This window comes from Sphingomonas sp. EC-HK361 (genome assembly GCF_902498785.1).
Taxonomy (GTDB): domain Bacteria; phylum Pseudomonadota; class Alphaproteobacteria; order Sphingomonadales; family Sphingomonadaceae; genus Sphingomonas.
The window spans coordinates 373,559-394,607 of record NZ_LR701494.1 but is presented as its reverse complement, the minus strand read 5'-3'; the positions used below and the strand labels follow the sequence as shown (position 1 = coordinate 394,607).

At 67.4% G+C, this 21,049-nt stretch carries 24 protein-coding genes and 1 tRNA gene; 12 read left to right on the top strand and 13 right to left on the bottom strand.

Annotated elements, in window-relative coordinates; translation table 11 throughout:
* Nucleotide 1 precedes the first annotated feature (1 nt).
* Together BOS5A_RS09085 and BOS5A_RS09080 are read right to left on the bottom strand one after the other, a co-directional pair.
* Complete coding sequence (locus BOS5A_RS09085) at nucleotides 2-580, bottom strand: TadE/TadG family type IV pilus assembly protein (RefSeq protein WP_199857317.1); 579 nt, start codon at nucleotides 578-580, stop codon at nucleotides 2-4.
* Complete coding sequence (locus tag BOS5A_RS09080; RefSeq protein ID WP_151954888.1) at nucleotides 577-1,152, bottom strand: TadE/TadG family type IV pilus assembly protein; 576 nt, start codon at nucleotides 1,150-1,152, stop codon at nucleotides 577-579. Before BOS5A_RS09080 ends, BOS5A_RS09085 begins: the two co-directional genes overlap by 4 nt.
* A gap of 117 nt (nucleotides 1,153-1,269) precedes the next feature.
* Here BOS5A_RS09080 and BOS5A_RS09075 point away from each other — a divergent pair, with 117 nt between their 5' ends.
* Nucleotides 1,270-1,917: a squalene/phytoene synthase family protein gene (locus BOS5A_RS09075; RefSeq protein WP_151954887.1), complete on the top strand. Its 648-nt coding sequence runs from the start codon at nucleotides 1,270-1,272 to the stop codon at nucleotides 1,915-1,917.
* 61 nt (nucleotides 1,918-1,978) lie between these two features.
* On the top strand, nucleotides 1,979-2,455 hold the full coding sequence (locus BOS5A_RS09070) for an EF-hand domain-containing protein (protein ID WP_151954886.1): 477 nt from the start codon (nucleotides 1,979-1,981) through the stop codon (nucleotides 2,453-2,455).
* Here BOS5A_RS09070 and trmFO read toward each other — a convergent pair.
* Both trmFO and BOS5A_RS09060 read right to left on the bottom strand, forming a co-directional pair.
* On the bottom strand, nucleotides 2,428-3,774 hold the full coding sequence (gene trmFO / locus BOS5A_RS09065; RefSeq protein ID WP_151954885.1) for a methylenetetrahydrofolate--tRNA-(uracil(54)-C(5))-methyltransferase (FADH(2)-oxidizing) TrmFO: 1,347 nt from the start codon (nucleotides 3,772-3,774) through the stop codon (nucleotides 2,428-2,430). The genes BOS5A_RS09070 and trmFO overlap by 28 nt on opposite strands.
* A gap of 58 nt (nucleotides 3,775-3,832) precedes the next feature.
* Nucleotides 3,833-3,907, bottom strand: a tRNA-Glu gene (locus BOS5A_RS09060).
* Nucleotides 3,908-4,009: 102 nt separating this feature from the next.
* On the opposite strand from BOS5A_RS09060, the gene BOS5A_RS09055 reads away from it, so the two are divergent.
* Nucleotides 4,010-4,849 (top strand): carbon-nitrogen hydrolase family protein, encoded by an 840-nt coding sequence (locus BOS5A_RS09055; protein ID WP_151954884.1) that lies wholly within the window; start codon nucleotides 4,010-4,012, stop codon nucleotides 4,847-4,849.
* Here the strand turns inward: BOS5A_RS09055 and BOS5A_RS09050 are convergent.
* The 5 genes from BOS5A_RS09050 to BOS5A_RS09030 are packed head-to-tail and all read right to left on the bottom strand — an operon-like array spanning nucleotide 4,846 to nucleotide 8,140.
* Complete coding sequence (locus tag BOS5A_RS09050) at nucleotides 4,846-5,301, bottom strand: MaoC family dehydratase (RefSeq protein WP_151954883.1); 456 nt, start codon at nucleotides 5,299-5,301, stop codon at nucleotides 4,846-4,848. The two genes, BOS5A_RS09055 and BOS5A_RS09050, sit on opposite strands and share 4 nt — an antisense overlap.
* Nucleotides 5,302-5,323: 22 nt before the next feature.
* A complete protein-coding gene (gene moaC / locus BOS5A_RS09045) occupies nucleotides 5,324-5,791 on the bottom strand; it encodes a cyclic pyranopterin monophosphate synthase MoaC (RefSeq protein ID WP_151954882.1) in 468 nt (155 codons plus the stop codon).
* Complete coding sequence (gene trpC, locus BOS5A_RS09040) at nucleotides 5,788-6,570, bottom strand: indole-3-glycerol phosphate synthase TrpC (protein WP_151954881.1); 783 nt, start codon at nucleotides 6,568-6,570, stop codon at nucleotides 5,788-5,790. Before trpC ends, moaC begins: the two co-directional genes overlap by 4 nt.
* Nucleotides 6,567-7,559: an anthranilate phosphoribosyltransferase gene (gene trpD, locus BOS5A_RS09035; RefSeq protein WP_151954880.1), complete on the bottom strand. Its 993-nt coding sequence runs from the start codon at nucleotides 7,557-7,559 to the stop codon at nucleotides 6,567-6,569. Before trpD ends, trpC begins: the two co-directional genes overlap by 4 nt.
* The gene (locus BOS5A_RS09030) at nucleotides 7,556-8,140 is read right to left on the bottom strand and encodes an anthranilate synthase component II (protein WP_151954879.1); all 585 of its coding nucleotides are present in this window, start codon (nucleotides 8,138-8,140) and stop codon (nucleotides 7,556-7,558) included. Before BOS5A_RS09030 ends, trpD begins: the two co-directional genes overlap by 4 nt.
* A 146-nt stretch (nucleotides 8,141-8,286) precedes the next feature.
* Here BOS5A_RS09030 and BOS5A_RS09025 point away from each other — a divergent pair, with 146 nt between their 5' ends.
* Nucleotides 8,287-8,736, top strand: coding sequence for a hypothetical protein (locus BOS5A_RS09025; protein ID WP_151954878.1), 450 nt, complete (start codon nucleotides 8,287-8,289; stop codon nucleotides 8,734-8,736).
* Nucleotides 8,737-8,739: 3 nt separating this feature from the next.
* Here the strand turns inward: BOS5A_RS09025 and trpE are convergent, their stop codons facing one another.
* Nucleotides 8,740-10,251: an anthranilate synthase component I gene (gene trpE, locus BOS5A_RS09020; protein WP_151954877.1), complete on the bottom strand. Its 1,512-nt coding sequence runs from the start codon at nucleotides 10,249-10,251 to the stop codon at nucleotides 8,740-8,742.
* Nucleotides 10,232-12,181 carry a peptidylprolyl isomerase gene (locus BOS5A_RS09015; RefSeq protein WP_151954876.1) on the bottom strand — a complete coding sequence of 650 codons (1,950 nt, stop codon included), beginning with the start codon at nucleotides 12,179-12,181 and terminating at the stop codon, nucleotides 10,232-10,234. The genes trpE and BOS5A_RS09015 overlap by 20 nt, the downstream gene beginning before the upstream one ends.
* 106 nt (nucleotides 12,182-12,287) lie before the next feature.
* Here BOS5A_RS09015 and tpiA point away from each other — a divergent pair, with 106 nt between their 5' ends.
* Entirely contained in the window at nucleotides 12,288-13,025 is a 738-nt protein-coding gene (tpiA, locus tag BOS5A_RS09010) for a triose-phosphate isomerase (protein WP_151954875.1), read from the top strand.
* A 21-nt stretch (nucleotides 13,026-13,046) separates the two neighbouring features.
* Here tpiA and BOS5A_RS09005 read toward each other — a convergent pair whose 3' ends face one another.
* Nucleotides 13,047-14,429, bottom strand: coding sequence for a leucyl aminopeptidase family protein (locus BOS5A_RS09005; RefSeq protein WP_151954874.1), 1,383 nt, complete (start codon nucleotides 14,427-14,429; stop codon nucleotides 13,047-13,049).
* Nucleotides 14,430-14,514: 85 nt separating this feature from the next.
* Here BOS5A_RS09005 and trxB point away from each other — a divergent pair, with 85 nt between their 5' ends.
* The 7 genes from trxB to BOS5A_RS08970 all read left to right on the top strand — a co-directional run bounded on the left by trxB (nucleotide 14,515) and on the right by BOS5A_RS08970 (nucleotide 19,737).
* The gene (gene trxB / locus BOS5A_RS09000; protein WP_151954873.1) at nucleotides 14,515-15,483 is read left to right on the top strand and encodes a thioredoxin-disulfide reductase; all 969 of its coding nucleotides are present in this window, start codon (nucleotides 14,515-14,517) and stop codon (nucleotides 15,481-15,483) included.
* Between the two features lie 30 nt (nucleotides 15,484-15,513).
* The gene (locus BOS5A_RS08995) at nucleotides 15,514-15,765 is read left to right on the top strand and encodes a hypothetical protein (protein WP_234419281.1); all 252 of its coding nucleotides are present in this window, start codon (nucleotides 15,514-15,516) and stop codon (nucleotides 15,763-15,765) included.
* Nucleotides 15,758-16,513: a prepilin peptidase gene (locus tag BOS5A_RS08990; RefSeq protein WP_151954872.1), complete on the top strand. Its 756-nt coding sequence runs from the start codon at nucleotides 15,758-15,760 to the stop codon at nucleotides 16,511-16,513. Before BOS5A_RS08995 ends, BOS5A_RS08990 begins: the two co-directional genes overlap by 8 nt.
* Nucleotides 16,510-16,962, top strand: coding sequence for a hypothetical protein (locus BOS5A_RS08985; RefSeq protein ID WP_151954871.1), 453 nt, complete (start codon nucleotides 16,510-16,512; stop codon nucleotides 16,960-16,962). Before BOS5A_RS08990 ends, BOS5A_RS08985 begins: the two co-directional genes overlap by 4 nt.
* A gap of 24 nt (nucleotides 16,963-16,986) precedes the next feature.
* Nucleotides 16,987-18,444, top strand: a complete 1,458-nt coding sequence (locus tag BOS5A_RS08980) for a coniferyl aldehyde dehydrogenase (protein WP_151954870.1) — start codon at nucleotides 16,987-16,989, stop codon at nucleotides 18,442-18,444.
* 2 nt (nucleotides 18,445-18,446) lie between these two features.
* On the top strand, nucleotides 18,447-19,334 hold the full coding sequence (locus BOS5A_RS08975) for a crotonase/enoyl-CoA hydratase family protein (protein WP_151955924.1): 888 nt from the start codon (nucleotides 18,447-18,449) through the stop codon (nucleotides 19,332-19,334).
* A gap of 97 nt (nucleotides 19,335-19,431) precedes the next feature.
* Entirely contained in the window at nucleotides 19,432-19,737 is a 306-nt protein-coding gene (locus BOS5A_RS08970) for a hypothetical protein (protein WP_199857316.1), read from the top strand.
* 51 nt (nucleotides 19,738-19,788) lie between these two features.
* Here the strand turns inward: BOS5A_RS08970 and BOS5A_RS08965 are convergent, their stop codons facing one another.
* Nucleotides 19,789-21,009 carry a M20 metallopeptidase family protein gene (locus BOS5A_RS08965; RefSeq protein WP_151954869.1) on the bottom strand — a complete coding sequence of 407 codons (1,221 nt, stop codon included), beginning with the start codon at nucleotides 21,007-21,009 and terminating at the stop codon, nucleotides 19,789-19,791.
* Nucleotides 21,010-21,049 lie beyond the last annotated feature (40 nt).

The window sequence follows — 21,049 nt, the reverse complement described above, 5'->3', positions numbered from 1 at the left end:
CTCAGCAATCCGAACAGGGGATATCGTTGGACCGGCGGGGATTCATGAACAGCTGGTCCTTGAACGTGATCGGCCCGATCAATTTGCCGCCCGCGATCGGCGTGTAGGAATAACTGATCTCGGCAAAGACGAGGTATGTGTCGGGAACACGAAGCGCGGCTGGGACAACACCGTTGGGAAAGAGGATCAGATTGTTGAGATCGCTGTTCTTGAGCGGCTGGCCGCCCTTCGATCGACTCCACTTCACCTTTGGCTGCGTGCCGGGATTGATCCATATCTCTGACACGCGCGTTACCGCGTTGCTGGCGGCATAAGGCGTCATTACCGATGTCGCGGCCGCCATGACGTTGTCGACATCGGCTGCCTGCATGCTCGTGAACTGCGTCGTGACGTCCGCCATCGTCCGCACGGTCATGGACGTCTTCCGGTAGGCCGAGATCGCATCCATCAGCTGATAGCCGCCCAGATAGAGCAGGATCAGGAATGGCGCCGTCATCGCGAACTCGATCGCGCCGACCGCGCGGCGGTCCTGCACGAAGGCGCGAGCGGCGCGCAGCGCCCTTGCCGCACGCGCGATCACGAGCCCGTGCTCCCATAGGGTTCGGTCTTGAACACCGATGTCGCGATCAGCAGGCGCCTGTTCGAGCCCATGTTCGACAGGTCGAATCCCAACGGGCCGGATATCACCGGCAGTTGATACATGGTCCGCATGATGACGATGCTACCCGCGCCGCCGGGCGAGAACTTCCAGGCGTTGGTGACGTTGCCGCTGCTGTCGTAGGTCAGCGCAGGCATCGACGTGTCGACGGAAGAGAAGTTATCGGCATTCTGGACGTCGATCATCAGATTTGCGCATTTCATGAAGCGCGGCAGATTGTTGCATGCGGTGGTCTTGAAGCTGGATTGGGTCGTCCCGCTCGTCTGGGCCTGTCCCGTCATCAGCTGGCGCGCAGTTCGCTCGGCACTGGTTTCGAGCGCCTGCTGCGAGAAGAAGACCACCGATGTTTGCAGCACCGCCATGATAAGCGCGACGAAGGGTGCCGCGACGAGCGCGAATTCGATGACGGTCGCGCCGCTGCGATCGCGCGCGAGCGCGCGAAGGCGCGCCGTGGCCCCGGCCTTTCGCAATGGTCTGTTTGGCGTCGACGCCATGCTTGCGGGTCCAATTCAAAACGGTCCGCAATGGACTTACACGCGGCAGGCTTAAGAAATTCTCAAGGTCCGCCGACCGCGCTTGACCCTGCCGGCGATCCTTTGCAGGCGCGGCCTATGCACCCCGATGAAGCCGGTTCGGCGATCGAACGCCGTATCATCCTGAGCTATGCGCGCGCGCCCGACCGTGCGGCCTTGGCGGCGTTGCTCGCGCTCGACGACCGGCTCGGCGAGATCGTCGCTGCGGCGCGCGATCCCTTGATCGGGCAGATGCGGCTGACGTGGTGGCACGATGCGCTGTGCGCGCTCGATACGGCCCCGCCGCCTGCGGAGCCGACCTTGCGGGCGGTGCATGCCGACCTCCTGCCGCGCGGCGTGACCGGGCGTTCGCTCGCGCAGCTCGTCGATGGCTGGGAGGCATTGCTCGCGATCGAGTCTGCGCCGGATCAGGCGCTGGAGGGACATGCGCAAGATCGCGGCGCCGCGCTGTTCGAGGTTGCGAGTCGGATATTCGGCGCACCCGACGATCGCTTGGCAGAAGCGGGCCGCGGCTGGGCGCTGGCGCAGGCTGCGGCGCGCACAGGGCAGGGCGCCGATGCCGCGCGCGCGCACCTCGCGCGTCTCACCGAACGGCGCTGGCCGGTCGCGCTTCGCCCGCTATCGGCCATGGCGCTGGCTGCGCGCATCGATCTTTCAGGCGGTGCGCCAGCGGGGTCGCTGCCGCGCACCGTCCGGCTGCTTCGCCACAGGCTGACCGGCCGATAGGGAATTGCCAGGCGGTCCCAGCGCGTTAGTCTTGCGACAAAGGGCAATGGGGGAACAGGGCATGTGGCGATGGATCGCGGGCGGGGCGGGGGTGGTGCTGGCCGCCATCGCGGCGTGGCTGCTGATTGGCGGCCGGTCGCGCAGCGATGCGCAGCCGCTGCTTCCCGCAATGCAGGCCCAAGCGACGAACGCGCCTGCCGCTGCCGATGGCCTGCCCGCGACCGTTCCCGAAGCGACCGAGCGGACGCGCGAGCAGAAGCGCTTCGATCGCTACGACAAGGATCGCAACGGCGCCGTCACGCGCGACGAATATCTGGCGCAACGGCGGAAGGCCTATGCGAAGCTCGACACCAATCACGACGGTGTTCTGTCGTTCGAGGAATATGCGGTGAAGGCGACCGCGAAATTCGCGGCGGCCGATGCGGACAGGTCCGGCGCGATGAACGCAGCCGAGTTCGCCACCACCGCGGTCAAGCGCAAGCCCGCCCGCCGCGCGCCGTGCCCGCCGGTTCAGGCCGGGCAGGGCGACGAAAGCTGATCTTCGCGCCAGCGCGCGAAGGCGTCACGCGCGCGGGCGGTATACATCTTCTTGCGGTCGGCCTTCTTCGTGCGACCCTCGATCGGCGGGAAAAGGCCGAAATTGACGTTCATCGGCTGATAGGTCTCGGCCTCCGCACCCCCGGTGATATGCCCGAGCAGCGCGCCGAGCGCGGTTTCGACCGGGGGCAGGGCCAGCGTCTTGCCGCCAAGCTGCGCTGCGGCAAAGCGCCCCGCAAGCAGGCCGATCGCGGCGCTTTCGACATAGCCTTCGCAGCCCGTGATCTGCCCGGCGAAGCGGATATTGGGCTGCGATTTCAGGCGCAGTTCGGGATCGAGCAGCACGGGCGAACGGATGAAGGTGTTCCGGTGCAGCCCGCCAAGCCGCGCGAACTCCGCATTCTGCAGGCCGGGAATAGTTCGGAACAGGCGCACCTGTTCGGCATGTTTCAGCTTGGTCTGAAAGCCGACGATGTTCCAGAGCGTGCCCGCGGCGTTGTCCTGGCGCAGCTGAACGACGGCATGCGGCCAGCGCCCGGTGCGCGGATCGTCGAGGCCGACGGGTTTCATCGGGCCGAAGCGGAGCGTATCCAGGCCACGCTCGGCCATCACCTCGATCGGCATGCAGCCTTCGAAATAGGGCACATTCTCCCACTCGCGATATTCGGTCTTCTCGCCCGCGAGCAGCCCAGCGTGAAAGGCGAGATACTCGTCCTTCGACATCGGGCAGTTGATGTAATCCTTGCCGTCGCCTTCCGGCCCGACCTTGTTCCAGCGCGACTGGAACCAGGCGGTGTCGAAATCGATGCTGTCGCGGTGAACGATCGGCGCGATCGCGTCGAAAAAGGCGAGGGCGTCGCTGCCCGTCGCCGTGCCGATCGCCTCGGCGAGCGCGGGGCCGGTCAGCGGCCCGGTCGCGATGATCGCCGGACCCTGCGGCAACGCGTCCACCCGCTCGCGCACGATCTCGATGTTGGGATGCGCGGTAAGCGCCGCGGTGACACCGTCCGAAAACCGGTCGCGATCGACGGCGAGCGCCGAGCCGGCCGGAACCTTGTGGATGTCGGCCTCGCGCAGGATCAATGAGCCGAGTGCGCGCATCTCCGCATGGATCAGTCCGACCGCGTTACTTTCCGCATCATCGGAGCGAAAGCTGTTCGAACAGACGAGCTCGGCGAGACCGTCGGTGTGGTGCGCCGGTGTCGTATCCCCGCTGCCACGCATTTCGGACAGACGGACGCGAAAGCCGGCCTCGGCAAGCTGCCATGCCGCTTCCGAACCGGCGAGTCCGCCGCCGACGATCTGGATGTCATGAGTCATGCGGGGGCAGTAGCGCCATGGTCGCCAAGGGCAACCCGCAGCGTGCGGTATCAGAACATGGTGACCCCTACGGGAATCGAACCCGTGTTTCAGCCGTGAGAGGGCCGCGTCCTAACCGCTAGACGAAGGGGCCGTCCTTGCGCGGAAGCGGCGCCATTACGTGGGGTTCCGGGGTGCGTCAAGGACGATGTGCCCGCGGTTGACTTCACACTGCCCTCGCGCGCAGCGTCGGGTCATGCCAATCGATCCGACCCGTATCGCGCTTCTCCAGATGACGAGCGGCATTTCGCCTGCCGCCAATGCCGTGGTGCTTTCCGGCGCAGTCGCCGACGCCGCCCGGAACGGCGCTGCAATGCTGTTCACCCCGGAAATGTCCGGACTCATTGACCGGGACCGCACGCGTGCCGCGGCGCACATCGTTGCGGAGGACGATGATCCCGTGCTCGCAGCGGTGCGCGAGGCGGCGGTGCGGGCAGGCATCTGGGTCCACCTCGGCTCGATCGCGGTGCGAAGGAGCGACGGGCGGTTCGCCAATCGCGGTTTCGTCATCGATAATGAGGGCGCGATCCGGGCGCGTTACGACAAGCTGCACCTGTTCGACGTCGATCTGCCGACCGGGGAAAGCTGGCGCGAGTCGGCCGCCTATGCCGCGGGGGTGAGCGCGTCGGTGATCGATACGCCGGTCGGCGCGCTCGGCTTGTCGATCTGCTACGATCTGCGCTTTCCAGCGCTCTATGGTGCGCTGTCCGATGCGGGCGCGAGCGTTCTCGGCGTCCCCGCAGCCTTCACCCGTCCCACCGGCGTTGCGCACTGGCACGTGCTGGTGCGCGCGCGGGCGATCGAGAATGCGTGTTGGGTGGTCGCCGCGGCGCAGACCGGCGTCCATGAAGACGGCCGCGCAACCTACGGCCATTCGCTCGTCATCGATCCGTGGGGTGAGGTCGTGCTCGACATGGGCGAAGGTGCAGGTCTCGGCTACGCGACGATCGATCCGGCGAGGGTCGCGGAGGTGCGCCGCCGCATCCCGGTGATCGATCACCGGCGCGCGATCCCAGCCGTCACGCTGCCGCGTTAGGCGTCCGGACGCGCCATCATCAGCGCCGCGCGGGTGGTGCACAGGACGATCTCGTCGCGCTGGTTGAGGCCGACATGTTCGAACGTCACGATGCCCTGGCCCGGGCGCGATTTGGACGGGCGGATCGCCTTCACCTCGGTTTCCGCGCGGATCGTGTCGCCAGAGAATACGGGCTTGGGAAAGCTGGTATCCTCCATGCCCAGATTGGCGATCGTCGTGCCGAAGGTCGTATCCTGAACGCTCAGCCCGATGACGAGACCGAGCGTGAAAAGCGAGTTCATCAGCGGCCGGCCGAACTCCGTCGTCGCTGCATAGGCGTGGTCGATATGGATCGCCGCCGGATTGTAGGTCAGCGCGGAAAACAGGATGTTGTCGGCATCGGTGACCGTGCGCCGCACTTCATGGACGAAGCGCTGGCCGACGGTGAATTGTTCGAACCAGAGACCGGGCATGCTACCTCCTGAAAGCTTGTCGTCACGCGTGCCAGTCGCCGGATCGGCCGCCCGACTTGGCGAGCAGGCGGACGTCGCCGATCGTCATTGCGCGATCCAGCGCCTTCGCCATGTCGTAGATGGTGAGCAGCGCGACCGACACCGCGGTCAGCGCCTCCATCTCGACCCCCGTCTTGCCGGTCGTCGCGACCGTCGCCGTCGCCGTCACACCGGCATCATCGGTCTGGAGGTCGATGGACACGCGTGTGATCGGCAGGGGATGGCAGAGCGGCACCAGGTCGCTCGTCCGCTTCGCCGCCATGATTCCGGCAACTCGCGCCACCGCGAGAACGTCGCCCTTCTTGACCGCACCCGCGCGGATCGCGGCGGCAGCTTCGGCCGACATGGCAATGTGCCCGGTCGCGGTCGCCTCGCGGGCGGTGTCGGCTTTGGCGGACACATCGACCATTTGCGCGGCGCCCGCGGAGTCGAGATGGGTGAGATCGCTCACCCGACGAGCGCCCTCGTGGCTGCCGCGACATCGTCCGCGCGCATGAGCGCCTCGCCGATCAGGAAACAGCGCACACCGTGCTCTGCCATCGCGTCGAGATCGGCGCGAGTCGTCAGGCCGCTCTCGGCGACGAAGGTGCAGCCAGCCGGCGCCTGACCCACAAGTTCGTAGGTGCGGTCGAAGCTGACCGAAAAATCGCGCAGGTCGCGGTTGTTGACGCCGATGAGGCGCGACTGGAGTTTCAGCGCGCGTTCGAGTTCGTCTGCGTCATGCACCTCGACGAGCACATCCATCCCGCAGTCCAGCGCGGCCGCCTCGATATCGGCGGCGCGCGCGTCGTCGAGCGCAGCCATGATGATAAGGATCGCGTCGGCACCAAGCCCGCGCGCTTCGTGGCACTGCCACGGATCGACCATGAAATCCTTGCGCAGCACCGGAAGCGCGCAGGCATTGCGGGCTGCGGTCAGGTAAGCGTCGGCGCCCTGGAACCAGCGCTCGTCGGTCAGCACCGACAGGCACGTCGCCCCGCCGGCCTCGTAAGCGCGGGCATGGGAAGGCGGATCGAAATCGGCGCGGATGACGCCCTTGGACGGGCTCGCCTTCTTGATCTCGGCGATCAGGGCGTGGCCAACCTGTGCACGCGCATCGAGCGCAGCGCGAAACCCGCGCGGGGCCGACTGCGCTGCGATCCGCGCGTCGATTTCCGCCATCGGTATGGTCGCCTTCTTGGCGGCGACCTCGGCGCGCTTGGTATCGATGATGCGATCAAGAACGGTCATGAATAGGCGATCCAGCGGTCGAGAAGGGCAGCGGCGGCACTGGAGTCGATCGCAGCGGCGGCGCGCTCGGCCCCTGTAATTAGGTCGCTGTCGCCCGCCAGTACGAGTGCGGCGGCTGCGTTGAGGAGAACAGCGTCGCGGTAGGCGCCGGTCTCGCCCGCAAGCAGCCGGCGGAGCGCTGCGGCGTTATGCGCGGGGTCGCCGCCATGGATCGCTGCGATCGGGTGGCGTGGCAGGCCGGCATCCTCCGGCACGATGCGATCGGGAAGCGAAACTTGCCCGATGCCGACCGCGACCGTCGGGCCGGCGCCGGATACCTCGTCAAGCCCCTCCTCGCCCGAGACGACGAGCGCGGCTTCGGTGCCGAGCTGTTCCAGCGCGGCGGCGTAGACGGGGACATAATCCGGCCGCGCGATGCCGATCAGCTGCCGTGTGACCCGAGCAGGATTGGCGAGCGGGCCCATCAGATTGAAGATCGTGCGCTTGCCGATGCGGCGGCGGATCGGGGTGATCCGCTTCATCGCCGGGTGATGGTTGGCCGCGAACAGAAAACAGATGCCGAGATCGGCGAGCGTCGCCTCCGCCAGCGCGCCGGCACGCTCCATATCGAGGCCCAGCGCTTCCAATGTGTCGGCCGCGCCCGCCTTGGACGAAGCGGCGCGGTTGCCGTGCTTGGCGACCGGGACGCCGGCCGCCGCGACGACGAGGCTGACCGCGGTGGAGACATTGAGCGTGTGATGGCCGTCGCCGCCGGTGCCGCATACGTCGATGGCGCCGGGCGGCGCGTCGATGGGGATGAGCCGGTCGCGCAGTGCGCGCGCGGCTTCGGCGATTTCGATACTTGTCTCGCCGCGGTCGCTCAGCCCGATTAGGAACGCGGCGATGGCGTCCTCGCTGGTTTTCGCATCGAGGATATCGGCAAAGGCGAGCGCTGCCGTCTCGCGCGACAGCGGCGATGACGGATCGGGGAGGAGGGCGATCGTCGTCATGCCGGCATCCGCGCGTCGATGCCCGCATCGAGCAGGAAATTGGCGAGCATGGCGTGGCCGTGCTCGGTCGCGATGCTTTCGGGGTGGAACTGGACGCCGTGGATCGGCAGATCGCGGTGGCGGAACCCCATGACGATGCCGTCTTGGGTTCGTCCGTTTACGGCCAGCACCTCGGGCACATCCTCGACGATCAGCGAGTGGTAGCGCGTCGCGGTGAAGGGCGAGGGGAGGCCCGCGAACACCCCGGTGCCGTCATGGACGATCGCGCTCGTCTTGCCGTGCATCAGCCCGCCGCGCACCACTTTCCCGCCAAAATATTGCCCGATCGCCTGATGGCCGAGGCACACGCCAAGTAGCGGACGTTTCTCATCCGCGCACGCCGCGACGAGATCGAGCGAAATGCCCGCTTCGGTCGGGGTGCAGGGGCCGGGCGAGATCAGGAACGCGTCCGCCCCGCTCGCCAGCGCGTCGGCGGCCGTCAGCGTATCGTTGCGCGCGACCTTCACCTCCACGCCAAGCTCCATCAGGTAATGGACGAGGTTCCAGGTAAAGCTGTCGTAATTGTCGACGACCAGGATCATGGCTGCGTGCCATAAACGAAGCCGACAGCATCGCAATCCGTCGATCGCGTTCCAATATCATAGTTGGTCGATATCGCGATCGGCGTTCAGCGGGGAGCAATCCGACGGCGCCGAACGTTACGGTCGCACCCGAGGAGTGAAAAACGATGCCGCGTCTGTTGTTGCCAGCCTTGTTGTTGTCGATGCCCGGCCTTGCCGCGGCGCAGACGGGCGCGCCGCCTGCGCGAGCTGCTGCCACGACACAGGCCGTTCCCGCCGAAACCGGCCAGCCGCCGAAGAAGGTGCGCGACGTGTCGCTGGCCGCTGGGCAGGCTTGCCCGAAGGCGCAGGCCGACGAGATTGTCGTGTGTCGCCCGCTGGAGGATCCGTATCGCATCCCCAAAGGACTGCGACGCCCGGCCGAAATCCCGGCGAAGAACCAGAGCTGGGTCAACCGCGCCGCGACAATGGATCAGGTCAGCCGCGTTGCCGGTGGCCTGCCCGATACCTGCTCGCCGGTCGGCACCGGTGGGCAGACCGGGTGCGCGCTTCAGCAGAACCAGCAATGGGCAGCCGACAAGCGCCAGCAGCGCCGCGAAGCGGAAAGCATTCCCTAAGCGCTATTGGCCGAACCCGGCTTCGCTCGCCCGCGTGATCGCTTCGCGCGCGGCAGCGAACAGGGCGCCCGATTTCGCCTCGCACTCGCGCTGTTCGGCCGCAGGATCGCTGTCCGCAACGATTCCGGCGCCCGCCTGCACGTGCATCACGCCGTCCTTCACGATCGCGGTGCGCAGGACGATGCAAGAATCCATCGATCCGTCGGGCGAGAAATAGCCGACCCCGCCTGCGTAAGCACCGCGCTTTTCCGGCTCCAGCTCGGCGATGATCTCGCACGCCCGCACCTTCGGCGCGCCGCTGACGGTGCCCGCGGGGAAGCCGGCGAGCAGCGCGTCGATCGCGTCGCGACCGTCCGCGATCTGTCCGACGACGTTCGACACGATGTGCATGACGTGGCTGTAGAGCTCGACCGTATAGCTGTCCGTCACGCGCACCGTGCCGGGCTTTGCGACGCGGCCGGTGTCGTTGCGCCCGAGATCGAGCAGCATCAGATGCTCCGCACGCTCCTTCGGGTCGGCGAGCAGGCTGGCGCGGTTCGCCTCGTCCTCCACCGCCGTGCGCCCGCGCGGGCGGGTGCCGGCGATCGGACGGATGGTGACCTCGCCGTCGCGCAGGCGGACGAGAATTTCCGGGCTCGATCCGGTCAGCGAGAAGCCCGGCAGGTCGAGGTGGTATAGGAAGGGCGACGGGTTGATCCGCCGCAGCGCGCGGTAGAGCTCGAAAGGCGGCAGCGGGAAAGGCGCGGTGAAGCGCTGCGCCAGCACGACCTGGAAGATGTCGCCAGCCACGATGTACCGCTTTGCCGCCGCCACCATTTCCAGATAGCGCTCGGGTGCAAGCTGCGGAGACGGTTCGATCGCGAGCGGATCGATGCGCGCGGGGGGCGGGAGTGCCGCGGTCGCCAGCCGCGCTTCGGTCGCATCCAGCCGCGCTTCGGCCTCATCGACGATCGCGGCTGCGCCCCGTGCGGCGTCGGGCCATACCGGTGCGACGAGGAACAGCGTGTCGGCGAGCCGATCGAAGACGCAGATGACCGTCGGCCGCACGAACATCATGTCGGGCAGGCCGAGCGGATCGGCGTCAGGGCGGGGAAGATCCTCCACCAGACCCACGGTTTCGTAGCCGAAATAGCCGACAAGGCAGGCGAGCGCGCGGGGCAGCGCGGCGGGCACCTCCATCCGGCACGACGCGACGAGGTCGCGCAGTGCCTCCAGCGTCGGCGCCGCGCAGGCCTCGAACGCGGCGCGGTCGCTCAGCCAGCGGCGGTTGATCGCGGCGCGCTTGCCATCGGCACGAAAGACGAGATCGGGGGCGAGGCCGAGCAGGCTGTAGCGCCCGCGCACCGATCCGCCTTCCACCGATTCGAACAGGAAGTCGCCCCGCTCCGGCTCGATCAGCTTCAGCGCCGCGGCAACGGGCGTTTCGGTATCGGCGATCCGCGCGCGCCAGACGAGCGCCGGACGACCCTCGCCCAGCGCCCCAACGGCATCCGCGTTACGGCTGGGCGCTGCCACTCTGTCCGCTCAGATCGGCCTTCACCTTGGCGATTTCCGCCGCGTTCTTCTTCACGCCCACCGCGCGCTTCACCGCATTGGTGAACTGCTCGACATATTCGCGGCCAACGACGCGGCCGAGATCGGTGCGGGTGGCTGCAACGACGCCCGGCTGCTTCGTCGCGTCGCCGGGAATGATCTTGTTGAGCTTGATGACGAACCAGCCGCCCTGCTGCGGCGCCTCCAGCATCTTGGCGGTGCCGTTAGCCATGCTGAACAGCAGCGCGAGCGCGGGCGGGGCACCCTGCGGGTTGGCGGCGAGCTGTGCGCGACTGCTGGCGAGCGGCTGCGGCGCGGGGAGCCCCGGCTTGGTCGACGACAGCGCCTCAGCCAGTGCGGTGCCCTTGTTGACCTTGGCGAGCACATCAACCGCGACCTGACGCGCGGCCTTGCGCGCACGGTCGATCGTGAAGTCGCGTGCGACCGCGTCCCGCACCTGCGCCAGAGGGCGCGGCGCGGCGCGCACGATGCGGTCGAGCGCAACGACCGCGAAGCTGCCGTCCTGGCCCAGTTGCACAAGCTGCGGCTGGTCGCCTTCCTCCGCCTGGAACGCCGCCTGGACGACGGGGGCGAGCTTGGCGTCGGGCTTGGACGCCGCATCTTCAGGGTTCACGCCGCCCGCGGTCAGTGGGGCGGTCGCCTGCGCGCTCAGCTTCTGGTCGTTGACCAGCTCACCGAAGTTCGAGTTGTTCGCGATCGAATCGTCGAGCGCATCGTGAATTTTGCCGAGCGCGGCGACGGTCTTCTGCTCGGTCAGCGCCTTGGTGATCTCAGGCGTCGCTTCAGCGAGCGACTTGCCGGCGACCTGCTCGATGGAATCGACGCGCGCGACGACGAAGCCGATCGTGCCCTTCACCGGTCCGACGAGCGCACCCTTGGCGGCGCCGAAGAAAGCACTCGCGAGGTCAGCCGACGCCTGCTGCGCATAGGCGGCACGATCGAGCGTGACCGTGCGCGCTTCGAGCCCTGCGGCCTTTGCGGCGTCGGCCAGCGATGCTCCACCCTTTACCTTGGCGGCAAGCTGGTTCGCGGCATTCTGATCGAGCACGGTGACCTGCGTCACGGCGCGCTTCTCGGTTGCGGAATATTTGGCCTTGTCGGCGTTGTAGGCGGCCGCGATTTCGGCCGCGCTCGGCGTGGCGGACGCCTTGACCTGATCCGGGGTCACGACCGCATAGCGGATGATGCGGCGCTCGGGCGTGGTGTAGAGCGCCAGATGCCCCTTGTACCATCCCTGCAGTTCCGCATCGGTCGGTGCCGCGCCGGCGTTCATCGCCTTTGTCGGAATGAATCCGATCTGCCCTTCGCGCTTCTCGAGCAGCAGCGAGGCATAGGGCAACGCCAGCGACTGCGGCACCTGGCTCGCGCCGCTGGTCGGTGCGATCAGAAAGCCGGCCATGGTCGAATTCGCAATGTCGGCACGGATGCCCGCGTCGGTCAGCCGGCGCTCGGCAAGGAGGCGTTCGTAAATCTTCTGGTCGAACTTGCCGTCAACGCCCTGCAGCCCCGGGATGCTCGCCAGCTGGCCATCGATCAGTCGCTTCGACACGACGAGGCCCTGGCTCGCCCCGAACTGCTGGAGGGCAAGGCCGGACATGATCCGCTCCACCGTCGCATCCACGCCGCCGCCCGCGATATACTGCGCCATGTCGAGCGTCGGCTGCTGCTGGCGATACGCCTCCATCTCGCTGGTCGCGCGCTGCTTCACCTCGGCGTCGCCCACCGCGACCTTGCCGACAGTGCCGACATTGCTGCCCAGCACCGATCCGCCACCCTGCCGCAGCCCGGTCACGTCGCCCGCCGCAAAGGCAAGCGCGATGATCCCGAGCACCACGAAGGTGACGATGACCCCGACCTTGGAATTGATGAGCCGGCGGAAGAAGCTGAGCATGAAGTGGCGTGCCTGTAGTGGAACGGCGTGCTTTAGGGGTGTGGCCGGTCGGCTTCAAGCGCGCTAACGGCGACGGAACACGACAAGCGCATACCGGGGGATGAGGATGACACGCCGCAAGCTGATCGCGGGAAACTGGAAGATGAACGGCAGCCTCGCGACGCTGGCCGAGCTGGACGGCATTGCGGCGGCGGCGAAGGCGCGGCCCGATATCGACGTTGCGGTCGCGGTGCCCTTCACGCTGATTACCCCGGCCGCAACGCGTGTGCCGTCGCTTTCGATCGGCGCGCAGGATGTGCATGCGGCGGACAGCGGGGCGCACACCGGCTGCGTATCGGCGGCCATGGTGCGCGAGGCCGGTGCGCGCTTCACGATCGTCGGCCATTCCGAACGCCGCGCCGATCAGCACGAGACGAGCCAGGATGCATGGGCAAAGGCGACCGCCGCCCATCGTCACGGACTGAACGTGATCCTGTGCTGCGGCGAAACCGAGGCCGAACGCGATGCCGGCCGCGCCGAACGGGTGGTGCAGGCGCAGATCGAGAAATCCGTTCCTGAAAACGCGACCGGCGACTGGCTGACGCTGGCCTATGAACCGCGCTGGGCGATCGGCACGGGGCGGACCCCGACGCTCGACGATATCGCCGCCATCCACGCCATCGCTCGCGCCAAGCTGCGCGCGCTCATCGGTGACGCGGCGGCACAGGTCCGCATCCTCTATGGCGGGTCGGTGACCGGCGACAATGCCGCCGCGATCCTCTCGACTGCCGACGTCGATGGCGCGCTGGTCGGCGGCGCGAGTCTGACCGCAGCGAAGTTTGTGCCGATCATCGAGGCGGCGTGAGCGGCGCCGGTCGCGTGCTGCTCAAGCGTAGCGAGTCTTGAGCAGCGCGTAGGTTGCACGCAGGCCGTAGGCGTCGCCGCCCTTGGGCCGTCCCGGCTTCGCGGCTGGCCGCCACGCGAACGTGTCGAGATGCGCCCAAGCGATGTCGGCGGGGACGAATCGGCGCAGGAACAGCGCCGCCGTGATCGATCCGGCAAAGCCGCTGTCCGGGGCATTCACCATGTCTGCGACATCAGATTGCAGCATCGCATCGTACCCGTCCCACAGCGGCAGGCGCCACAGCGAGTCATGCACCGCCGTCCCGGCCGCGAGAAGATCGGCAGCGAGCGTTTCATCGTTCGCGAAGGTCGCGGGAAGATCGGGGCCGAGCGCCACGCGGGCCGCGCCGGTCAGCGTTGCGAAGTCGAGGATCAGCGCCGGGCTGCCCTCGACCGCCTTGGTCAGCGCATCCCCCAGGATCAGCCGCCCTTCCGCATCGGTATTGGTGTTTTCGACCGTCAGCCCCTGGCGGGTCTTCAGCACGTCGCCGGGACGAAAGGCGTTGCCGGCAATCGCGTTTTCCACCGTGGGGATGAGCAGATGCAGCCGCACCTTCAGCCTGGCCGCCATGACAAGGCCGGCGAGCGCGAGCGCGTGCGCCGCGCCGCCCATGTCCTTCTTCATCAGCCGCATGCCCGCCGCCGGCTTGATATCGAGCCCGCCCGAATCGAAGACGACCCCCTTGCCGACGATCGCGACGCGGGGGTGGGCGGGGTCGCCCCATTCCAGCTCGACGAGCCTCGGCGCTCGGTCGCGGGTCGCGGCCTGGCCGACCGCGTGGATCATGGGGTAGCCGGTGGCCAGCGCATCGCCCTGCGTGACCGTGACGGTCGCGCCGTGCGGCTTCGCCGCCGCTTCGACTGCGGCAGCGAGTTCAGCGGGGCCGAGATCGGAGGCGCCGGTATCGACGAGATCGCGGACCAGCGCGGTCGCCTCTGCGATACGGACGACCTCGGCGATTCGCGCAGGTTCGCTCGTCAGGAGCACCCGCGGTCCTTGCGGATCGTTCGCCTTATACCGTGTGAAGCGGTGCTGGGCGAGGCACCAGCCGAGCATCGCCGCGCCGGGTTCCCCCTCTGCCAGGCGATACGTGCCTTCGGGCAGACTGTCGCCCAGCGATGCGATTCGCCAGGGCGACGTCTCCGCTTCGTCACAGACCAGCAGCATCGACCAGTCGTCCGCTGCATCCCCCGGCAGCACGGCGCGGTTACCGGCCTTTCCGATGCCTTTGTGCGCATGCACCCCCGTGCGTGCGCGCGGTGGCTGTGCCGACAGCCACGCCTCCCAGCGATCGGGATGAACGATGTGGATGCTGCGCGCGGGCTGGCCGCGATCGGCTTGGAGCAGGCTGGCGAAATCGGTCATGGCGCCGACCAAAGCAGGCGCGGCTTGGCGTGGCAACTCGTGAACCCTAGATGTCGGTCAAACGACTCCATTCGGAACAGACATCATGACCACCCATTCGACGCGCATGCTCATCCTCGGCTCCGGCCCGGCCGGCCTTTCCGCCGCCATCTACGGCGCGCGCGCGGGCATGAAGCCGATCCTCGTGCAGGGCATCCAGCCCGGCGGCCAGCTGATGACGACGACCGACGTCGAAAACTATCCGGGGTTCGCCGACGTCATTCAGGGCCCGTGGCTGATGGAGCAGATGCAGAAGCAGGCAGAGCATGTCGGCACAACGCTGATGTGGGACACGGTTGTCGCGGTCGACCTGACCCAGCGGCCGTTCCGCCTGACCGGCGACAGCGGCGATATTTACGAAGGCGACGTGCTGGTCATCGCGACCGGCGCGCAGGCGAAGTGGCTGGGCATCGACAGCGAGGAGCCGATGAAAGGCAAGGGCGTCAGCGCCTGCGCGACCTGCGACGGTTTCTTCTACCGCGGCAAGCGCGTGGCAGTGATCGGCGGCGGCAATACCGCGGTCGAGGAGGCGCTGTATCTGACCAACCACAGCGACAATGTGACGCTGATCCACCGCCGCGATTCGCTGCGTGCCGAAAAGATCTTGCAGGACCGTCTGTTCGCGCACCCGAACATCACCGTGGTCTGGAACAAGGAGGTCCGCGAATTCGTCGACGGTGGCGGCACCGCCGGGCTCGTCGCGCTCGACCTCGAGGACACGCAGACGGGCGAGCACAGCCGGATCGATGTCGAAGGCGGCTTCGTCGCGATCGGTCATCACCCCGCGACGGAACTCTTCCGCGGGCATCTCGAACTGGACGCCGATCACTACATCAAGGTGGAGACGGGGACGACGCGCACGAGCGTGCCCGGCGTGTTCGCCTGCGGTGACGTGATGGACAAGGTCTACCGTCAGGCGGTGACTGCGGCCGGCACCGGATGCATGGCCGCGCTCGACGCCGAACGCTTCCTTGCAGCGGCCGAATTCAAGGAAATGGCCGAGGCGGCGGAATAGCGCGCCGCGCCCGCCCGCAAACCGGCTGACATGGACACGCTGACGACCGCGCTCAAATGGTTCGCCTCAGGCTCCGGCATGATCGCCGCGCTGATGGTGTCGCTCGATTCGGGGCGGCGCGTGACGGGGTGGGGGTTCGTCATCTTCCTCGCCTCGTCGGTCGCGTGGATCGCGGGGGCGGCGCTGGCTCAGGATTGGGCGCTCGGCACGCAGAATGCGGTGCTGTTCGGCATCAATATGCTGGGCGTCTATCGCTACCTGATCCGCAAGAAGAATGACTGAGGCAGCCGCCTGGGCGCTCGCGCTGTTTGTCCTCGGCGCGATTACTGGCAGTTTTCTCGCAAATCTCGCGATCCGCTGGCCGCGTGAACAGTCGGTGATGCGCGGGCGATCGGCCTGCGATGCGTGCGGGAAGACGCTTGGCGCGGGCGAGCTCATCCCGCTGGTAAGCGCTGCGATCCAGCGCGGCAAATGTCGCGGGTGCAGCGCTGCGATCGACCCGCGCCATTGGCAGATCGAGCTTGGCTGCGCGCTGATCGGCGCTGCGGCAGGGTTTGTCGTGGCGGGACCGGTTGCGGTGGCGGGCGCGATATTTGGATGGCTTCTCCTGACCCTCGCGGCGATCGACGTGGCGGAGTTCTGGCTTCCCGATGCCCTCACCGCGACGCTTGCGGTTGCGGGGCTTGTGAGCGGCATCGCGGGGATCGCGCCCGATCTTACCGATCGCGTGATCGGCGGGGCGGGGGGCTTCGCTGCGCTTTGGCTCGTCGCCTTCGCCTATCGCCGGCTGCGTGAGCGTGAGGGGTTGGGCGGGGGTGATCCGAAGCTGTTCGGGGCGATCGGATTGTGGCTCGGCTGGCGAATGCTGCCGATCGTCCTGCTGCTCGCGAGCGCCGTCGGCCTCGCACTCGTGCTCGCCGAGATGCTTTCCGGACGCAAGATGGCGCGTGACACGCGGCTGCCCTTCGGTGCGTTGCTCGCGGTCGCGGCTTACCCGGCGTGGCTGGTGATGATAGGGAGCATGCCATGATGCTGTCGCTGCTCCTCTCGCTCCTCGCCGCGTCGCAGGCAAAGGCTCTGCCGCCCCCGCCGCCGCCTACCATGATCGACGGGCTGCCGATCGCCGGATTGCCCAAACAGGCACTTCCCGCGAAGGGATGCGCGGCCTATCTCTTTTCCACCGGCGCGACGAAGGCGCTCGTCGCGGTGGCCGGGGCCGATCCTGCGCAACTCCGCATCGCGGTCGACGGCAAGGCGACGGATTACGCCCGCAGCGCCGAGAAGACGCCGGCGGGCTTCGGATTTTCCGGCTCCACCGAATATCGCGGCGGCGACGTGACCGCGACGCTCGACATGACCATCACGACCCGCGGCGATCTGACCGCCGGAGCGATCGTCTCCGACGCGACGCTCCGCGTCGATCGGCCGGGCAGGGATTCGATCGTGCTGCCGGTTGCGGGGTTGATCGGCTGCGTCTGACACGGGGTTGCCGCTGAGGTTTCGATCTGCAACTCTCCTGGCGACCGGGTAACGACCCACAGGAGAGAGCGCGTGCGGCATATCCTCGAAGCGCAGCGGACGGCGTTCATGGCCGAGCTGCCCGTTTCCATCGCGACCCGCAAGGACCGGCTGAAACGCGCCGCTGCGATGATCCGCGACCATGCCGATCGCTTCTGTGACGCGCTGAGCGAGGATTTCGGCCATCGCAGCCGCGAGCAATCGATGCTGACCGACATCGCCGGATCGATCGCGCCGATCACCCATGCGATCAAACACCTCGAAAGATGGTCGAAGCCGGATAGCCGCCCCGTCCAGTTCCCGCTGGGGCTGCTGGGCGCGCGGGCTTGGGTGGAGTATCAACCCAAGGGGGTCGTCGGCATCATCGCGCCGTGGAATTTCCCGGTGAACCTGATCATTTCGCCGCTCGCCGGCGTGTTCGCGGCGGGCAACCGCGCGATGGTGAAGACGAGCGAATACACGCCGGTGACGGCGGCGTTGTTCGAGGAGGTCGTCGGACAGTATTTCGACGCGACCGAGCTGGTATTCGTGTCCGGCGGGCCGGATGTCGGCAAGGCCTTCGCGGAGTTGCCGTTCGACCATCTGCTGTTCACCGGGGCGACGGCGATCGGCAAGCACATCCTGCATGCCGCCGCCGACAATCTGACGCCAGTGACGCTGGAACTGGGCGGCAAGTCGCCGGTCATCGTTGGTGCCGGCGCGGATGTGAAGCAGACGACCGAGCGGGTCGCGCTCGGCAAGATGCTGAACGCGGGGCAGATCTGCCTCGCGCCCGATTACATGCTGGTGCCGGCGAGCGAGGAAGCGCGGATCGTCGATGGCCTGAAGACGGCGGCGACGGCCATGTATCCGTCGCTGCTCGCCAATCCCGACTATACCTCGGTCGTCAACGACCGGCACTTCCAGCGCCTGGGCGACTGGCTCGAAGACGCGCGGACGAAGGGCGCGAAGGTCGAGATCGTGAACCCGGCGGGCGAGGATTTCGGCGCATCGAACGCACGCAAGATGCCGCTCCATATCGTCACCGACGTGACCGACGACATGACGCTGATGCAGGAGGAAATCTTCGGCCCCGTCCTGCCGGTGCGGCGCTATTCCGGCATCGACGATGCGATCGGCCAGGTTAACCGCCGCGACCGTCCGCTTGGCCTCTATTATTTCGGCCCCGACGGCGAGGAGCGCCGCCGCGTGCTCGATCGCACCATATCGGGCGGGGTTACGGTGGACGACGTCGTGTTCCACGTTTCGATGGAGGACCTGCCCTTCGGCGGCGTCGGGCCGTCGGGGATGGGCAGCTATCACGGGCTCGACGGCTTCCGTACCTTCAGCCACGCTAAGGCGGTGTTCAAGCAGGCGAAGATCGACGTGGCGAAGCTTGCGGGACTCAAGCCGCCTTATGGTGCCGCGACCATGAAGTCGGTCGCGCGGCAGATGAAGGGATGAGCGTGGATTTCGAGACGATCCGCTATGCGGTCGACGACGGTGTCGCGACGATCACGCTCCACCGTCCCGACAAGCTCAATGCCTTCACCCCCACGATGATGCGCGAGCTGATCGCGGCGTTCGACCTGATCGACGGCGACGACGCAGTGCGCGCGGCGATCGTGACCGGCGAGGGGCGGGCCTTTTGCGCAGGCGCCGATCTGGCCGCGGGCGCATCGTCCTTCGACCGCGGCACACGCGACAACTCCCCGATCCACGAGGACGGCAGCGTCGATTATTCAGCTGAAGGCGCGCGCGATGGCGGCGGGCAAGTGACGCTGCGCATCTTCGAATGCCTGAAGCCGGTGATCGCCGCGATCAACGGCCCCGCGGTCGGCATCGGTGCCACGATGACGCTCGCGATGGATATGCGACTGGCGAGCGATACGGCGCGGATCGGGTTCGTCTTCGCGCGCCGGGGGATCGTGCCGGAAGCCGCGTCGTCGTTCTTCCTTCCGCGCATCGTCGGCATCGCCCGGGCGCTGGAATGGTGCATGACCGGGCGCGTCTTCGATGCGGCGGAGGCGCTCGCCGGCGGGCTTGTCAGCCGCGTGCTGCCGCAGGCGGACCTGCTTCCCGCCGCGCGGGCGCTGGCGCGGGAGATCGCGGACAATACCGCGCCCGTGTCCGTCGCGCTGACCCGGCAGATGCTGTGGCGTGGACTCGGCATGGCGCATCCGATGGAGGCGCACCGCGTCGACAGCCGCGGTATCCTGTCGCGTGGCCGCAGCCGCGACGTGGCCGAGGGCGTCACCTCGTTTCTGGAAAAGCGCACGCCCGTTTTTCCCGATAAGGTGTCGACGGACATGCCAGACTATTTCCCGTGGTGGGACGATGTGTCGTATCGGTGACCCGCGATCCTGAACGGCGGCTGCCAGTGCCGTTCAGTCCGTGCGCATCATCGGGCGCCTAAACCACGATCATTGACGGTGTTTTCGTCGATGAAACGTGGAGGCTTATATTTTCCGCAAACTTGCAATTCCCGCCGCGCTGATCGTCGGTTCGCTCGCAGCGATCGCGCCAACCGCCGCGTCCGCGCAGTCCTATGGTTATGGCAACGGCTATTATCAGCAGGGCCGCGGTTACTATGACAACGACCGTGGTTATCGTAACGATCGCGGCAGTTACTATGCCCGCGAGCGCTGGGAGCAGCGGCGCCGCTGGGCGCGCGAACAGGCGCGTCGCCGGCATCATCACCGCGATCGGTGGGACCGTGACGACTATCGCGGCTATGACCGCGACTACCGCTACTGATCCTTGAGGTTCGTCCGCCGCCGTCGGGGCTTTCGCTCCGGCGGCGGTTTGTCAGGCGTCGAATCCGTTTTCCAGGAACCGCTCGGCCACCGCGCAGTGCACCGCGATCCCACGCGCCATGACATCCTCCGCGATCGTCATCCTGGTGTTGTGGAGCGGGGGGTTCGTCCGTGGATCGGTGCCTTCCTGTGCCACGCCGATGAACGCCATCGCGCCCGGCACTTCGCGAAGAACGTAGGAAAAGTCCTCGCCGCCCATCATCGGCGCGGGCATCGGCGACCAGCCGTCCTCGCCACCGAAATCCTCGGCCACGCCGCGCATCAGCGCAGTCGCGCGCGGATCGCACATCGTGACGGGATAGCCTTCCTCGATGCTCGTCTCCGCGGTGCAGCCATGCGCTGCGGCGATCCCCTCCGCGATCTGGCGAAAGGCGGCGCGGGTCGCCTCGCGGGTGCGTTCGGACAGGGTGCGCAGCGTTCCCATCAGCGCTACCTCGCCGGGGATGATGTTGTGCGACGATCCGGCGTTGATCTTGGTGATCGTCAGCACCGCCGGATCGGCGACGGGCACGCGCCGCGCGATGTGAGTCTGGAGCGCGGTGACGATCTCGCACGCGACGGGGATCGGATCGATGCAGTCGTGCGGCATCGCGGCATGACCGCCCTTGCCCTTGATGATCGCATGCACCGTGTCGGTCGAGGCGAGCAGCGGACCCGGACGCCCCACCAGAACACCGGCAGGCGCGTTGGGCGAGATGTGAAGCGCAAACGCGGCTTCCGGCTTCGCGATCTCCAGCAGTCCGTCCTCGATCATGAAGCGCGCGCCGTGATGGCCTTCCTCGCCGGGCTGGAACATGAAGACGACGGTGCCGGCAAGCTCATCCTTGCGCGCGGAAAGCGCCTTTGCGGCGCCCACCAGCATCGCGCTGTGCGCATCGTGGCCGCAGGCGTGCATCGCGCCGGGGGTTTTCGACGCGAAATCGAGCCCCGTCTCCTCGGTCATCGGCAGCGCGTCCATGTCGCCGCGCAGCAGCACGGTGCGCCCGTTGCCCGCGCCGCCGCGCAGAATCGCGACGAACCCGCTCGTCGATGGGCTGTCGTGGATTTCCAGCGGCAGGCCGGCGATTGCGGCCTTCAGCTTCTCGGTCGTGCGGGTGCAGTGCAGCCCGATTTCGGGATCGGCGTGGATCGCACGGCGAAGCGCGACGATATCGGGCAGCTCCGCGGCGCCGATGGCGGTCCAGTCGGTGCGGCGATCGAGCGTGGTGGTCATTGAGACGACTCCTTTGCCGTCAGCCTAGGCCCCCGCGCCC